The organism is Streptomyces sp. NPDC055749 (assembly GCF_053617235.1).
On record NZ_JBSHFH010000011.1, the window covers coordinates 103,479 to 118,426 of the forward strand.

The 14,948-nt window shown below is 70.0% G+C and carries 16 protein-coding genes; 9 read left to right on the forward strand and 7 right to left on the reverse strand.

Annotation, left to right across the window (positions count from 1 at the left end; genetic code table 11):
* Positions 1 to 132 precede the first annotated feature (132 nt).
* On the forward strand, positions 133 to 732 hold the full coding sequence (locus ACWGO0_RS11185; RefSeq protein WP_453531439.1) for a hypothetical protein: 600 nt from the start codon (positions 133 to 135) through the stop codon (positions 730 to 732).
* Positions 733 to 744: 12 nt separating this feature from the next.
* On the opposite strand, the gene ACWGO0_RS11190 is transcribed toward ACWGO0_RS11185, so the two are convergent.
* On the reverse strand, positions 745 to 1,257 hold the full coding sequence (locus ACWGO0_RS11190; protein ID WP_453531441.1) for a MarR family winged helix-turn-helix transcriptional regulator: 513 nt from the start codon (positions 1,255 to 1,257) through the stop codon (positions 745 to 747).
* Positions 1,258 to 1,343: 86 nt separating this feature from the next.
* Here ACWGO0_RS11190 and ACWGO0_RS11195 point away from each other — a divergent pair, with 86 nt between their 5' ends.
* From ACWGO0_RS11195 to ACWGO0_RS11210, 4 genes are read left to right on the forward strand one after another with little or no spacing between them, the layout of a single operon-like run.
* The gene (locus ACWGO0_RS11195; RefSeq protein WP_453531444.1) at positions 1,344 to 2,588 is read left to right on the forward strand and encodes an MFS transporter; all 1,245 of its coding nucleotides are present in this window, start codon (positions 1,344 to 1,346) and stop codon (positions 2,586 to 2,588) included.
* A gap of 23 nt (positions 2,589 to 2,611) precedes the next feature.
* Complete coding sequence (locus tag ACWGO0_RS11200) at positions 2,612 to 3,046, forward strand: hypothetical protein (RefSeq protein WP_453531447.1); 435 nt, start codon at positions 2,612 to 2,614, stop codon at positions 3,044 to 3,046.
* Between the two features lie 3 nt (positions 3,047 to 3,049).
* The gene (locus ACWGO0_RS11205) at positions 3,050 to 3,490 is read left to right on the forward strand and encodes a thiol-disulfide oxidoreductase DCC family protein (protein ID WP_453531450.1); all 441 of its coding nucleotides are present in this window, start codon (positions 3,050 to 3,052) and stop codon (positions 3,488 to 3,490) included.
* A 49-nt stretch (positions 3,491 to 3,539) separates the two neighbouring features.
* Positions 3,540 to 4,271, forward strand: coding sequence for a TetR family transcriptional regulator (locus ACWGO0_RS11210; RefSeq protein WP_453531620.1), 732 nt, complete (start codon positions 3,540 to 3,542; stop codon positions 4,269 to 4,271).
* 7 nt (positions 4,272 to 4,278) lie between these two features.
* Here the strand turns inward: ACWGO0_RS11210 and ACWGO0_RS11215 are convergent, their stop codons facing one another.
* The 3 genes from ACWGO0_RS11215 to ACWGO0_RS11225 form a co-directional block, all read right to left on the reverse strand.
* Entirely contained in the window at positions 4,279 to 5,832 is a 1,554-nt protein-coding gene (locus ACWGO0_RS11215) for an ABC transporter substrate-binding protein (protein ID WP_453531453.1), read from the reverse strand.
* Positions 5,833 to 6,076: 244 nt separating this feature from the next.
* Positions 6,077 to 7,402, reverse strand: coding sequence for a metallophosphoesterase (locus ACWGO0_RS11220; RefSeq protein ID WP_453531623.1), 1,326 nt, complete (start codon positions 7,400 to 7,402; stop codon positions 6,077 to 6,079).
* Between the two features lie 75 nt (positions 7,403 to 7,477).
* The gene (locus ACWGO0_RS11225; protein WP_453531456.1) at positions 7,478 to 7,723 is read right to left on the reverse strand and encodes an SCO4848 family membrane protein; all 246 of its coding nucleotides are present in this window, start codon (positions 7,721 to 7,723) and stop codon (positions 7,478 to 7,480) included.
* Between the two features lie 157 nt (positions 7,724 to 7,880).
* Between ACWGO0_RS11225 and ACWGO0_RS11230 the strand changes: the two genes are divergently transcribed.
* Positions 7,881 to 9,143 (forward strand): D-alanyl-D-alanine carboxypeptidase family protein, encoded by a 1,263-nt coding sequence (locus ACWGO0_RS11230; RefSeq protein WP_453531459.1) that lies wholly within the window; start codon positions 7,881 to 7,883, stop codon positions 9,141 to 9,143.
* On the opposite strand, the gene ACWGO0_RS11235 is transcribed toward ACWGO0_RS11230, so the two are convergent.
* A complete protein-coding gene (locus tag ACWGO0_RS11235; protein WP_453531462.1) occupies positions 9,091 to 10,065 on the reverse strand; it encodes a YihY/virulence factor BrkB family protein in 975 nt (324 codons plus the stop codon). The two genes, ACWGO0_RS11230 and ACWGO0_RS11235, sit on opposite strands and share 53 nt — an antisense overlap.
* 160 nt (positions 10,066 to 10,225) lie before the next feature.
* Here ACWGO0_RS11235 and ACWGO0_RS11240 point away from each other — a divergent pair, with 160 nt between their 5' ends.
* Both ACWGO0_RS11240 and ACWGO0_RS11245 read left to right on the forward strand, forming a co-directional pair.
* Positions 10,226 to 11,575, forward strand: a complete 1,350-nt coding sequence (locus tag ACWGO0_RS11240; protein WP_453531465.1) for an FAD-binding protein — start codon at positions 10,226 to 10,228, stop codon at positions 11,573 to 11,575.
* A 25-nt stretch (positions 11,576 to 11,600) separates the two neighbouring features.
* A complete protein-coding gene (locus ACWGO0_RS11245) occupies positions 11,601 to 12,356 on the forward strand; it encodes a decaprenylphospho-beta-D-erythro-pentofuranosid-2-ulose 2-reductase (protein WP_453531467.1) in 756 nt (251 codons plus the stop codon).
* 13 nt (positions 12,357 to 12,369) lie between these two features.
* Here ACWGO0_RS11245 and ACWGO0_RS11250 read toward each other — a convergent pair whose 3' ends face one another.
* Together ACWGO0_RS11250 and trpS are read right to left on the reverse strand one after the other, a co-directional pair.
* Positions 12,370 to 12,960 (reverse strand): 2'-5' RNA ligase family protein, encoded by a 591-nt coding sequence (locus ACWGO0_RS11250; protein WP_453531470.1) that lies wholly within the window; start codon positions 12,958 to 12,960, stop codon positions 12,370 to 12,372.
* A 104-nt stretch (positions 12,961 to 13,064) separates the two neighbouring features.
* Positions 13,065 to 14,078, reverse strand: a complete 1,014-nt coding sequence (gene trpS / locus ACWGO0_RS11255) for a tryptophan--tRNA ligase (protein ID WP_453531473.1) — start codon at positions 14,076 to 14,078, stop codon at positions 13,065 to 13,067.
* Positions 14,079 to 14,133: 55 nt separating this feature from the next.
* Between trpS and ACWGO0_RS11260 the strand changes: the two genes are divergently transcribed.
* Complete coding sequence (locus tag ACWGO0_RS11260) at positions 14,134 to 14,832, forward strand: RNA polymerase sigma factor (RefSeq protein WP_453531476.1); 699 nt, start codon at positions 14,134 to 14,136, stop codon at positions 14,830 to 14,832.
* Positions 14,833 to 14,948 lie beyond the last annotated feature (116 nt).

Consider the following 14,948-nt stretch of genomic DNA (forward strand, 5'->3'; position numbering starts at 1 on the left):
CCTGATCCTGTTCTACGGGAGGCCCCGTTTCTCCGCGGTATCGCCGCGGGAAGCGGGGCCTCTTGCTGCGCCCGCCGGTTGGGGGCGGTACGGTCGTGCGGAGCTTGTGACCAGAAGAGAACGGGGAATGCTGTGAGCGATCCGAATCCGTACGCGGACGACTCATACAAGTGGGGCCCGCCGCAGCAGCAGCCAGGCAACCCCCCGACGATGCCGGACGGGCAGGGATACGGCTACCCGGCGGGCGCCAACCCGGCCTACGGATACCCGCAGCCGCTGCCGGACTCCGCGGTACAGCCGGGTCCGGGTTACGGCTATCCGGCGGCCGGTCACGGCCAGCCGACGATGCCCGGCTACAACCTCCCGCAGCATCAGGGGATGCCGGGCGGGGTGCCGATGCTGGCGTTCGGCGACATCACCGTCATGAACGACTCGATCGTGACGCCGTCCGGGACCATGCCCCTCAAGGGCGCGGTGTGGACGGCCACCGACATGTCGCGCACGGAGGAGAAGATCCCGACCGTCGCGATCGTGCTCGCGATCATCTTCGCGCTGCTGTGCCTGATCGGTCTGCTCTTCCTCCTGATGAAGGAGAAGAAGACCACCGGCTTCATCCAGGTCACGGTCACCAGCGGCGGCAGGCACCACTCGACGATGATCCCGGCCATGGGTCCCGAGACCTTCCAGATGGTCATGGCCCAGGTCAACACGGCCCGCTCGATGAGCGCCTGAGCCCCAGGCGCCTCAGTCCCACCCGCCGGCTTCACCCCGGTCCTCCGCGACGACCATGATGCGCCGCAGCATGTCGTTGAGGAGGACCCGCTCCTCCGGGGCGAGCACACCGAGCAGCCGGTACTCCTCGTGCCCGAGGAAGTCCATCGCACCCAGCCAGGTCGAGTGGCCCTCGTCGGTGAGCTCCACGACGACCCGCCGCCGGTCCGTGGTGGACGGTGTGCGGCGTACGAAGCCCCGGCGTTCCAGGACGTCCAGGCGGCCGGTTACGGAGGCCGGGGCCAGGTCCAGGTCGGCGGCGAGCTCGGAGGGTGCGGCCGTGCCGCCGCGCCCGGCCAGCTTGTGGAGTGTGTCGAACTCCTGACGGTCCAGATCGAAGTCGACCAGGGACTGTTCGCGTACCCGGCGCAGATGGACCGAGAGCTTCTTCATCCGGGTGACCGCACCCTCGACATCGGGGTCGAGGCCGGGCAGTACGGGCTTCCAGCGCGCCACGTGTCCGTCGGTCCAGTCGCGTTGCTCCATACGGAAAGCGTACGCCTCTCGAACGCTATACTTCGGTACCGAATATTTTGTTGACGAATAATTCGTAACCGAAATACATTCGCCGCATGCCGCACCCTCTGCGCACGCGCGCCTTCCGCCTGCTCTTCGCCGGACGCACCCTCTCCCTGCTCGGCGACGCCGCCATCCCCGCCGCCCTCGCCCTGGCCGTCCTCGAAGCCACAGGATCGACCGGAGCGCTCGCCCTGGTCCTGGCCTGCGCGATGGTTCCCAAGCTCCTCCTGCTGCCGCTGGGCGGCGTCGTCGGCGACCGCTTCAACGCCCGTACGGTCGCCCTGGCCACCGATCTCGTCCGGTGCGCGACCCAGGTCTTCGTCGGCGTCGAACTCCTGGGCGGCGCACCGCAGCTGTGGCAGATCGCCGTCGCCGAGGTGCTCGGCGGAGCCGCGGGCGCCTTCGCCATGCCGACCGTGGCGCCGCTGATCCGGGGCACCGTGGCGCCCGAAGCGCTGCTGCGCGCCAACTCCCTGATGGCGGTGGCGAGCAGCGCGACCCGCCTCGGCGGCCCGGCGGTCGCCGGCGCACTGGTCTTCACGGCGGGTCCTGGCTGGGCCTTCGTGCTGGACGGCGCGAGTTTCGCCGTCAGCGCCGCGCTGCTCGCCGCCATCGAGGTCAGGCACGTACCGATCCCCCGGCGTTCGCTGCTCGCCGACCTCAAGGAGGGCTGGGGCGAGGTGCGTTCCCGCGACTGGTACTGGACCAGCCTGGTCGCCCACGCCGTGTGGAACGGGGCCGCAGCCGTCCTGATGACGCTCGGCCCGGCCATCGCCGTGCGCGAACTGGGCGGCCAGGACGTCTGGATCGCCCTGCTCCAGACCGGCGCCTTCGGCCTGCTGCTCGGCTCGCTCCTCGCGGGCCGGGCCCGCCCGCGCCGCCCGGTCCTGGTCGCCAACCTCGGCCTGGCCACGTACGCCCTCCCGCTCGCCCTTCTCGCCCTGTCCGCTCCCGCCTGGGCGACCATCGCCGCGTACGGCGTCGCCCTGGCCGGGCTCGGCTTCCTCGGACCCGTCTGGGAGACCTCGGTCCAGACGGCGGTGCCCGCGCACGCACTGGCCCGCGTGACCTCGTACGACTGGCTGCTCTCCCTCGGCGCGATGCCCCTGGGGTACGCACTGGCCCCGCTCGCCGCAGCCGCCTGGGGTCCCGAAGTGCCGCTCGCCGCTGCGGCGGTGGCGGTCGCGGTGGCCTGCCTGGGGACGGCAGCAGTGCCGGGGGTACGCAGATTCGGCACCGAACGCGGCGTCTTGAACATGTTCAAAGATAGGTCTACAGTCCATGACAACAGCTTTTGAACACGTTCAAGGGAGCTCGGGGCATGGACCTCACAGTTGTCGCCTACGTCATCTACCTGCTGATCAGCGTCGCCCTCACGGTCTGGGTAGCCCGCACCCTCAGCCGCAACGGCAGGGTGTTCCTGGCCGACGTCCTGCACGGGAACGAGAAGCTCGCCGAGGCCGTCAACCACCTGCTGGTGGTCGGCTTCTACCTGGTCAACCTGGGCTTCGTGACGCTCTACCTGAAGAACGCCGACAGCGTGACCGACGCCAGGCAGCTCTTCGACGCGCTCTCGACGAAGGTCGGCGTCGTACTGCTGGTCCTCGGCGCGATGCACCTCGGCAACGTCTACGTACTCAACAAGATGCGCCGCCGCGGCCTGATGGAGCGCGAGCAGACCCCGCCCGTGCCGCCGCAGGGCTGGACCGGACCCGCGAACCAGGGGCCGTGGGCCGCACCCGCCACCGGGAAGTGACCCGTGACCACCACCGGTCCGCGCACCCCCGTCGCACGCCTCACCGTCCTGTACGACGCGCACTGCTCGCTCTGCGTCCATGTGCGTCACTGGCTGCTGAAGCAGCGTCAGCTGGTCCCGCTCGACCTGGTGCCGGCCGCCTCGGACGAGGCGCGCAGGCGCTTCCCCGGGCTCGACCACGCGAGCACGCTCACCGAGATCACGGTGATCGGTGACCGGGGCCAGATCTACCGCGGGACCTCCGCGTGGATCGTCTGCCTCTGGGCGCTGTCCGAGCACCGGCACAGGGCCCACTGGCTGACCACCCCGGCGGGCCGGCCCTTCGCCCGCGCGACCGTGCTCGCCGCCGCGAAGTACCGCTCGGTGACGGCGAGTCCCTGCGGCGAGGGGGACGGGGCCTGCGAGGTCCCGGTACCGGTTCTGGGCGACGGAGCGGGCGGCTAGCCTTGGGACCGTGGCGAGCGACGAGCACGACGAGGCGGATGAGCAGGGCGTGAAGGACGAGCAGGGTGTGGCGGAGGCCAAGCCCGTCAAGGCCCAGAAGAGCGAGCAGACCCGCACCCTCATCCTCGAAACGGCGCTCCGGCTCTTCCAGGAACGCGGCTTCGACAAGACGACGATGCGGGCCATCGCCAAGGAGGCCGGGGTCTCCGTCGGCAACGCCTACTACTACTTCGCCAGCAAGGAACACCTCGTCCAGGGCTTCTACGACCGGATCGGCGCCGAGCACGGGGCGGCGGTCCGTGAGGTCCTGGACAAGGAGACGGACCTGGAGACCCGGCTCGCCGGGGTGCTGACGGCCTGGCTGGACATCGCGGCGCCGTACCACGAGTTCGCGGCGCAGTTCTTCAAGAACGCCGCCGACCCGGAGAGCCCGCTCAGCCCCTTCTCCGCCGAATCGGAACCCGCCCGCGAGGCGGCCATCGCGATTCACCGCGAGGCGCTGTCCGGCTCCAAGGCGAAGATCCCCGCCGAGCTGGAGGACATCCTCCCCGAGCTGATGTGGCTCTCCCAGATGGGACTCGTCCTGTACTGGGTGTTCGACCGCTCACCGGAGCGCGAGCGCAGCCGCCGCCTCGCGGCCCGCGGCGCCCGCCTCACCACACGGGGCGTCGCGCTCGCCCGGTTCCGGGTGCTGCGGCCACTCGTCCACGAGGTGCACGAGCTGTTCACGGACTTCCTGCCGGGCATGGCCGAGACGGCCACGGCCCGCAAGCGGCCCTAGGGCCCGGTCAGATCCACTTCAGTTCCCACAGGCGCCAGACACCCGTGCCGTCCGAGAGGTACTGCGAACCGGACACGTCCGTCCTGCTGACGACGTAGTCCTTCTTCTGCCACAGCGGTACGAGCGGCACGTCCTCGCCGACCAGTGCCTGCAGCTCCTTGAAGTCGGACGAGGTGCGGCTGCGGTCGCTGTACTGCAGCGTCGACGCGATCAGCGCGTCCATCTGCTTGCTGGCGTAGCCGTTGGCGAGGCTGTTCTCGCTGCCGACCAGCGGCTGGCTGAAGGTGTCGGGGTCCGGGTAGTCGGGGAGCCAGCCGAGGGTGTACAGGTCGTAGTCGCCCGCCGCGTACCCCTTCTGGAAGTCCTGCCACTCCACGGCCTTCACCGAGACCTTGAACAGACCGTCCTTCTCCAGCTGGCGGCGCAGCTCCGCGGTCTCCTTCGCGTACGAGGAGTCGGCGCGGTAGCCGAAGGTGATGGGCAGCGGCGTCTGCACGCCGGCTTCCTGCATCAGCCGCTTGGCGCGCTTGGCGTCGGGCTGCGGGTACGCGTCGAAGAACGGGGTGCTGTGCCCGATGTAGCCCTGCGGAATCAGCGAGTAGAGCGGTTCGACGGTGCTCTTGTACACGTCGGCCACCAGCGGACCGCGGTCGATGATCGACGCGATGGCCTGACGGACCTTCTTGCCGGCCAGCGGGGAGCCCTCGCGGACGTTGAAGACCAGGTTGCGGATCTCGGCGCTGTCGGCCTCGGTGACGCGCAGTTCGGGGTCGGCCGGGTTCAGCTCGGCGAGCCTGGCGGGCGGGAGCTGACGGTGCGTGATGTCGAGCACCGAGGCGTTCCACGCCGTCAGGAGATCGTCGGATTCCTGGTAGTAGCGGATGGTGACCGGCACGCCGGTCTTCTTCAGAGCGCCCTGGTACCGCGAGTTGGGTGCGAGCTCGGCACTGGTACCGGGCTCGAACGCCTTCAGGACATACGGCCCCGAGCCGTCGACCTGATTCCCGGTACGCAGCTTGTCCGCCGGGTACTGCTCACGGTCGACGATCGAACCGGCACCGGTGGCCAGCTTCTGAGGGAACGTCGCATCGCGCGAGGAGAGGTTGAAGGTGACCGTGCGGCCCTCGGCCACGACCGTCTTGAGGTTCGGGAACAGCACCGAGGGGCCGACGTCCGTCTTGATCCGGAGCATCCGCTCGAAGGAGAACTCGACGTCCTTCGCGGTGACCTTCCGGCCGTTGGAGAACGTCAGGTCGTCGCGGAGCTTGCACTGGTACGTCTGGAGCTTCTGCCCGATGAAACCGCAGCTCTCGGCCGCGTCGGGTTCCGGCACGATCGCACCGGACTTGAAGGTCATGAGGGACTGGTACAGGTTGCTGTAGATCGCCCAGGAACCGGCGTCGTACGCCCCCGCCGGGTCGAGCGACGTGACCTCGTCCGTCGTGCCGACCGTGATCGGGTCCTTCTTCACCTCGTCCGAGGGGAGGAGTTGCCAGGCGCCGACGCCTGCGATGACCAATACCGCGAAAATCGCGAGAATCCGTACCCGGATCGACCGCATTGCCGTGCTCTCCCTTACCAGCCCCACCTCGGCAGATGTGCTCAGACACGCACATCACCGCATGCTCCTGCTTACCCAATCACACGATTTTCACATCTGGAAGAGTAAATCGGACACTCACAGCCTTTTGTTCGGCACTTGAAACCACTTGGGTCCGAAATGGCTGAATCAGCGCCCTGGATCAGGAGATTTCGTCGCTGACTGTGATGGTCGTGTGTGTTTTTCCTGCTCACGCGGGCCGGTGTTACGCCTGCCGGGAAGCGAGCTCCACGACCGTGATGTCGGACGGCGCGCCCACCCGTACCGGCGGGCCCCAGGCCCCGGCGCCGCGCGAGACGTAGAGCTGCGTGTCGCCGTAGCGTTCGAGCCCCGCGACCGTCGGGTTGGCCAGCTCGGCCAGGAGGTTTCCCGGCCAGAGCTGACCGCCGTGGGTGTGCCCGGAGAGCTGGAGGTCGACGCCGTGCTCGACGGCGTCGTGGATGACGACGGGCTGGTGGGCGAGGAGGACGGCGGCCCGGCCGCGGTCACGGTCGCCGAGTGCCGTCACGAAATCGGGGCCCTGACCCTCGCTCTCCCCCGCGATGTCGTTGACCCCGGCGAGATCGAAGCCGTCGATCTCGACCCGCGCGTTCTCCAGCGGACGCAGACCCAGCTCGCGCACGTGGTCGATCCACTGGGCGGCGCCGGAGAAGTACTCGTGGTTGCCGGTGACGAAGTAGCTGCCGTGACGGGCCTCGAGCCCGGCCAGGGGCTCGGCCGCCGCGCCGAGGTCGGCGACGGAACCGTCGACGAGGTCTCCGACGACAGCGATCAGATCCGGCCGGGTCCGGTTGATCGTGTCGACGATCCGCCGGGTGTGGGCGCGCCCGAGGATGGGGCCGATGTGGATGTCGCTGACGACGGCGATCCGGTAGCCGTGCGCCGAGCGCGGCAGCTTGGCGAGGGGCACCGTGACGCGCTTGACCCGGGGGCCGCGCAGCACACCGTAGGTGCCGTACCCCACGGTGCCGAGCCCGGCGACGGCAGCGGCGCCGCCGACGGCCCGGGAGACGAACAGCCGCCGTGAGGGCAGGGCGAGGGACGGGGCGGGCGCGGGGGCCGCACCGCTGTCCGGTGCGGGAGCCGGCGGTGCGGGCGAGGGACCGGCGCCGGACGGAACCAGTGAGTCGTTACGGGTCCTGGCGTCGGCGCGGGGTCCGGTGCCCGCCTCCGTACTCACCGCGGATTCCGTCGTCGGCTCGGCGGCGGCGCGGTCCCGGCGGTCGAGCAGGCGGCGCAGGACGGGGCGTACGGCCTCGCCGACGAGCAGAGCCAGCGTCAGGTAGAGCAGCGCGGCCAGCCACATGAAGCCGGGCCAGGCCAGTACCTGCTGGAGCCAGAAGGGGGCACCTGCGCGGCCGGAGACCAACGCCCCGACGGTGAGCAGGGGCAGGACGAAGGCCGCCACCGTGCCCGCCCTGCGCAGCGCGCTGCCCGGTACCGTCGTGTCGCCGACGAAACGCCGCCACACATAGCGGTGCACGATCGCGAGCAGCGCCACCACCGCGACGGCCACCAGCACGAAGACCACTACCACTTCCGCTCCCCCACCCACGCGTTGTCCGGGGCCCGCTCGTGCCCCGGCTGTTGCTCGGACCCCGGCTTGTTATGTGCGCTCTGCGCGCAAAGCCCTGACGCCACGGAACCCGATCACGCCGACCGCCGTCCCCAGGAGAAACGACGCGACGGCGAGCAGCAGATGCACCCAGAAATACGCGGTCGGGTCGCCCGCGTCGTCGAAGGCGAGCCCGCTGCCGTCCTTCCACAGGTTCTTGACGAAAGTGATCCAGATGAACCAGCTCCACACCCCGAAGGCGAGCAGGAACCAGGAGACGGGGCGGCTGAGCTTCATGGATTCAGTATCGCCCGCGCCCGCCGGAGGGCTCGCCCGGGGTGGGGAGCGCGAGGAGGGGCCCGGCCGGGTCCGGCATGGGCTGTCCCGGCGGTACGCACGGCGGGTCAGACGATCGGGGTCCACATCCACAACTTCGCCCTGTACGTTTCCGACCGTGCCTGCACTGAAAAAGATCGTACTGACGGTCGCCACCGCCGCGTTGCTGTCCGCTTTTGTCGTCAACCCCGCTGCGGCGGCGGACAAGGACAAGACCGACGACAAACAGCCGAAGCCCACCCAGCCGATGTCCCAGGTCGGCGGGGAATTGCTGGGCAAGGTCGGCACCCAGGTGAAGCTGGGCCCCGGCGTCCCGGTCCTGCCGAAGGGGCTCACCGGACGGTCGTGGATCGTCGCGGACGCGGAGAACGGCCAGGTACTCGCCGCGCACAACTCCCACTGGCGGCTGCCGCCCGCCTCCACGCTGAAGATGCTCTTCGCGGACACGCTCCTGACGCAGCCGGAGCTGCTGCCGAAGACCATGACCCATGAGGTGACCGAGCCGGAACTCGCCGACGTGGGCGAGGGAAGCAGCCTCGTGGGCATCAAGGAGGACCACTCCTACACGGTGCACGACCTGTGGCTCGGGGTGTTCCTGCGCTCGGGCAACGACTCGGTGCATGTGCTGTCGTCGATGTTCGGCGGTGTTCCCAAGACGGTCGACGCCATGCAGAAGCACGCCGAGGAGCTGCAGGCTCTCGACACGACGGTGGTCTCGCCCGACGGCTACGACTCCCCGCGGCAGGTCTCCAGCGCGTACGACCTCACGCTGTTCGCCCGCAGCGGGCTGCAGAAGCCGGACTTCCGGGAGTACGCGGCGACGGCCAGCGCGAAGTTCCCCGGCGAGAAGAAGAAGGGGAAGAAGCGCGAGACCTTCGAGATCCAGAACACCAACCGGCTCATCACCGGTGACATCGGCGTCGACCCGTACCAGGGCATCGCGGGCGTCAAAAACGGCTACACGACCCATGCGGGCAACACCTTCACCGGTGTCGCCGAGCGCAACGGCAAGGTGCTGCTCGTCACGGTCATGAATCCGTCGTCGGAGGAGAGCCACGCCGTCTACAAGGAGGCGGCGAGCCTCCTCGACTGGGGCTTCGCCGCGAGCGGCAAGGTGACGCCGGTCGGCGAGCTGGTCCCCCCGAAGTCCGTGGACACCGGGGCCGGGAAGGGCGCCCAGCCGGCCAGTGGCGCCAACCAGCCCAAGGAGGACCGGAAGGACGCCGCGGCCGTGGCCGCCAGGGCCGGTGACGGCTCCAGCGGCGTCGGGATCGCGCTGGCGATCATCGGCGGACTGCTGGTGGCGCTCTCGGCCGCGGTGTTCCTGGTCAACCGGCGCTGGCCGCTGCCGGACCTGGTCCGGCGTCTGCCCCGCCGCTGACCTTCCGCCCGGAGTCCGGCGCGCTGTCGTCCGGCGCCCCGTCCTGCTCCTCTGCCTGTTCCCCGTCCTGCTTCACGCTCCCGGTCGCCGTCCAGGCGGCGCAGAAGAGCAGGAGTTTCGCGGTGAAGTTGATCCACAGGAGCAGGGCGACCGGCACACCGAACGCGCCGTACATGCTCTTCCCCGCGACCCCGCTCATATAGCTGCCGAGCAGCAGCTTGAGCAGTTCGAAGCCGACCGCGCCGATCAGGCCCGCGACCACCAGCCTGCGCCGCGGCGGCTGCACGCCCGGGAGCAGCGTGAGCAGATAGAGCAGCAGCAGGAAGTCGGCGAGCACCCCCACGACCAGGGCGGCGGCCTTCAGCAGCACACCGCCCCAGCCGTCACCCTCAATACCCAGGCGGTCGGCGGTCCAGCCGACCGCGGTGGACCCGACCGCGGAGACGGCGAGCGTCACGAGCGCCGCACCGCCGAGCCCGATGAGCACCCCGGCGTCCTTGAGCTTGCGCAGGACCGGATTGCCCTCGTCCACGTCGTCCCGGCCCCAGACCGCCCGCAGACAGTCGCGCATCGAGCCGACCCAGCCGACGCCGGTGAAGAGCAGCAGCGCACCGGCGACCAGCCCGACCGTGCCCGCGTGGGCCACCAGACCGTCGATGCCGAGCTGGTCGGAGATCCCCGGGACCTGCTCGGCGATCTTGTCCTCGATCTCCTTCAGCTGCTCGGACGAGAGCAGCGCGGCACCGATCGCCGCGCCGACCGCGATCAGCGGGAACAGCGCGAGGAAGCTGATGAAGGTGATCGCGGCGGCGAGCCTGGCCCAGTGGGCGCGATCCAGCGTTTCGTACGAGCGATAGGCGTGCGTCAGCATCAGCCGGGTGACGAGCGGCCCGATGACGGGAAGTTTTTTCAGCCAGTCCATTACCTACGCGTACCCTCCCGGGAGCCGAAAACCAGGCGCCCTCTCCGGTGGTGATCGAAAGTTTTGCCTCAATAGGCGGCGACACCCGCCCAATCCCCTGTTTCGGTGAGTCCTGTAACAAATCCCTCAAAGGTGTTTTGTCGGGCGATAACGTCACATCATGTCCGTCGACACCGTCTCCATGACCGGCTGGGGCCGCACCGCCCCCACGACCGCACTGCGGTTCCGGCCCCGTACGTACGAGGAGGCGGTGGCCGCGGTGCGCGGCTGCGGACCTCGCGGCTCCATCGCCCGCGGCCTCGGCCGCGCCTACGGCGACGCGGCGCAGAACGCGGGCGGCTCCGTCCTCGACATGACCGCCCTCAACCGCATCCGCTCCGTCGACACCGCCGGCGGCACGGTGGTCTGCGACGCCGGGGTGAGCCTGCACCGGCTGATGCACGCGCTGCTGCCGCTGGGCTGGTTCCTGCCGGTCACCCCCGCGACCCGTTACGTCACCGTGGGCGGCGCGATCGGCGCCGACATCCACGGCCGCAACCAGCACGTCTCGGGTTCCTTCGCCCGGCACGTGCACTCCCTGGAGCTGCTGACGGCCGACGGCGAGGTGCGCACGGTCCGGCCCGGCACCGGTCTCTTCGACGCGACGGCGGGCGGCATGGGCCTCACCGGCGTCATCCTCTCCGCCACCATCGGTCTGCGCCCCGTCACGACCTCGCTGATGTCGGTCACCACCGAACGGGCCACCGACCTCGACGATCTGATGGCCCGTCTTACGGCGGGCAGCCGCCGCTCCACGTACACGTCCGCCTGGATCGATCTCCTGGCGCGTGGCCGGTCCACGGGACGCGCCGTACTCACCCGTGGGGAGCACGCCCCGCTGGACGCACTCCCGGCGCGCGCCCGGCGCACCCCGCTCGTCTTCCGCCCGGTGCACCTGCCCGCGGTCCCCCCGTACGTACCGGAAGGGCTGCTGGGCCGGGCGTCCATCGCGCTGTTCAACGAACTCCGCTACCGCACGGCCCCCAGGCACCGCACCGGAGAGCTCCAGCGGATCTCCGCCTTCTTCCACGCCCTCGACGGGGTCCCGCACTGGAACCGTGTCTACGGCCGCAGCGGCTTCGTGCAGTACCAGTTCGTCATCGGACACGGCCGGGAGGAGACGCTGCGGCGCATCGTCCGGCGGATCTCGCAGCGCCGCTGCCCCTCGTTCCAGGCCGTACTCAAACGGTTCGGCGAGGGCGATCCGGGCTGGCTCTCGTTCCCGATGCCCGGCTGGTCCCTCGCCCTGGGGCTGCCCGCGGCCCTCCCCGGCCTGGCGGGCTTCCTGGACGAACTCGACGAGGAGGTGGCCGCCGCCGGCGGCCGGGTCTGCCTGGCGAAGGACTCACGGCTGCGTCCCGAGACGCTCGCCTCGATGTATCCGCAGCTGGCCGAATTCCGCGCGCTGCGGGCAGAACTGGACCCGAACGGAGCGTTCCGGTCGGACCTGTCCCGCCGGCTGGCCCTCTGAACCCCTGTCAGGAGTTGTTTGTTTCATGAAGGACGCCTTCGGTGCTCCGCAGTCCCTGCTCGTACTCGGCGGCACCTCGGAGATCGGCCTCGCCACCGCGCGCCGTCTGATCGGCGGCCGTACCCGCACCGTCCGGCTGGCAGGCCGGCCCTCCCCCGCCCTGGAGACGGCCGCCGCCGACCTGCGCGCCCTCGGAGCCGATGTCCGTACGGTCGCCTTCGACGCGCTGGCCCCCGAGTCGCACGAGGCGACGCTCGGCGCGCTGTTCGCCGAGGAGGACATCGACGTGGTGCTGATGGCTTTCGGCGAGCGCGGCGACCAGGGGCGCGACGAGGAGGAACCTCTCTCCGCGGTCCGGGTCGCCCAGACCAACTACACGGGGGCGGTCTCGGCCGGGCTGGTGTGCGCCGGCGCGCTTCAGGCGCAGGGCCACGGCTCGCTGGTCGTGCTCTCGTCCGTGGCGGGCGAGCGCGCCCGGCGCGCCGACTTCATCTACGGGTCGAGCAAGGCGGGCCTGGACACCTTCGCCCAGGGGCTGGGGGACGCGCTCCAGGGCACGGGGGTGCAGGTGATGGTCGTACGCCCCGGCTTCGTACGGTCCGCGAAAACGGCCGCCATGCCGGAGACACCGCTGGAGACGACCCCGGAGGCGGTCGCGGACGCGATCGTGACGGGGCTGCGGCGGCGCTCGGAGACGGTGTGGGTGCCGGGGGCGCTACGGGTCGTGATGTCGGCCCTGCGCCACGTACCGCGCCCGCTGTTCCGGCGGCTCCCGGTCTAGGGCCTGTCCGGCCCTAGGGGTGGAGCGACGGCTGGTCGACCGAGCTGCCGCCCTGCGCGGGCACGGCGGGTGCGCCGCCCCCCGACCCGAACGGGAACTCGTTGATCTTGCGCCAGACGCTGTCGGCGCCCTGCTCGTACAGAGCGAAGGAACCGCAGGTCCAGGCCGCCTCGTAGACGGACAGCTCCTCGTAGGCCCGGTCCATCGCCTCCTCGGCGATGCCGTGCGCCACGGTCACATGGGGGTGGTACGGGAACTGGAGCTCGCGCACCAGCGGCCCGGAGGCGTCCCTGACCCGCTTCTGCAGCCAGGCGCAGGCGGAGGCACCCTCGACGACCTGGACGAAGACGACCGGTGAGAGGGGACGGAAGGTCCCGGTTCCGGACAGCCGCATCGGGAAGGGGAGGCCGGCCGCCGCGATCCGCGCGAGATGCGCCTCGATCGCGGGCAGGTCGGCCGCCTCCGCCTCGGTCGGCGGGAGAAGGGTGACGTGGGTGGGAATGCCATGTGCGGCAGGGTCCCCGAAGCTCGCGCGCCGCTCCTGGAGCAGGCTGCCGTAGGGCTCCGGGACCGCGATCGAAACGCCAAGCGTTACGGTCCCCACGTCGTTCTCCTCAGTCTTCGATGGTCGGTCTTCGATGGTCGGTTTTCGGTCGTCCTGACGCCAGTGTGCCGCCTGGGACCGCGTTCTCGCCAGGGTCCTTGGACTCAGTGCTTGGCAGGCAGAAGACCCATGCGGTCGTAGGTCTGTGCCAGGGTCTCGGCGGCGACGGCCCTGGCCTTCTCCGCGCCCTTGGCCAGGATCGAGTCCAGCGTCTCCGGGTCGTCCAGATATTCCTGCGTACGGGTGCGGAACGGGGTGACGAATTCCACCATGACGTCCGCGAGGTCGGTCTTCAGCGCACCGTAGCCCTTGCCCTCGTACTTCTGCTCCAGATCCGGGATACCGGTCCCCGTGAGGGTGGAGTAGATGGACAGGAGGTTGCTGACGCCCGGCTTCTTCTCCGTGTCGAAACGGATGACCGTGTCGGTGTCGGTGACGGCGCTCTTGACCTTCTTGGCCGTGACCTTCGGCTCGTCCAGGAGATTGATGAGGCCCTTCGGCGTCGACGCCGACTTGCTCATCTTGATCGCCGGGTCCTGGAGGTCGTAGATCTTCGCCGTCTCCTTGAGGATGTACGGCGCCGGGATGGTGAACGTCTGTCCGTACCTGCCGTTGAAGCGCTCGGCGAGGTCGCGGGTGAGCTCGATGTGCTGGCGCTGGTCCTCGCCGACCGGCACCTGGTTCGCCTGGTAGAGCAGGATGTCGGCGACCTGGAGGACCGGGTACGTGAAGAGGCCGACGGTGGCCCGGTCTGCGCCCTGCTTGGCGGACTTGTCCTTGAACTGCGTCATGCGGGACGCCTCACCGAAGCCGGTCAGGCAGTTCATGATCCAGCCGAGCTGGGCGTGTTCGGGGACGTGACTCTGGACGAAGAGCGTGCACCGCTCCGGGTCGAGGCCGGCCGCAAGCAGCTGGGCCGCCGCGAGCCGGGTGTTCGAGCGCAGCTCGACGGGGTCCTGCGGAACAGTGATCGCGTGCAGGTCCACGACCATGTAAAAGGCGTCGTGGGACTCCTGCAGCGCCACCCACTGGCGGACCGCACCGAGGTAGTTGCCGAGGTGGAACGAGCCTGCGGTGGGCTGGATTCCGGAGAGCACGCGGGGGCGTTCAGAGGCCATAACACTCATTGTCTCAGGTGCGGAACCGATCTCCGGCAACCGGTGTATGAAAGGTGTGAGGACGCGGGAGGGGGCCCTGCGGCAGGGGCCGGAGGCGGGCCGGGCCGACAGCGAGGCCGAGGTCATCGCTCGTGTGCGCGCCGGGGAGGCGGAGGCATACGCACAGCTGGTGCACGCCCATACGGGGACCGCGCTGCGGGTCGCGGTCGCTTTCGGGGCGGGCGCCGACGCCGAGGACGTGGTGCAGTCCGCCTTCTTCAAGGCGTATCAGGCGCTCGGGCGTTTCCGGGACGGTGCGGCGTTTCGTCCATGGTTGCTACGGATCGTCGTAAATGAGACGAGAAACACAGTGCGGTCGGCGGGCCGGGCGCGGGCCGTGGCCGGGCGCGAGGCCATGTTCCGGGGCGCCGACCCGCTGATACCGGAATCGGCGGACCCGGCCGTCGCGGCACTCGCGGAGGAGCGCCGGAGTCTGCTGACGGCCGCGCTGGACGGGCTGAGCGAGGAGCAGCGGCAGGTCGTCACGTACCGCTATCTGCTGGAGATGGACGAGGCGGAGACGGCGCAGGCGCTGGGCTGGCCGAGGGGGACGGTGAAGTCCCGGCTGAACCGCGCGCTGAAGAAGCTGGAGAAGGAACTGCGCGAGGAACCGGACCGGGATCAGGACCAGGATCAGGACCGGGATCAGGACCGGAAGCGTGGTCAGACACGGGAGGGCGGTGGAGGGCATGGGAGCTGCGGCGGGCGAGGGTGAGCCGGGCCGGGAAGCCGGGGCGGGGCCGGACGACGCCCGGACCCGGCTCAGGGCGGAGCTGCTGGCACTGGGGCGCGGGCTGGACGTTCCGGCGACCGATGGTCTGACGATGGCCG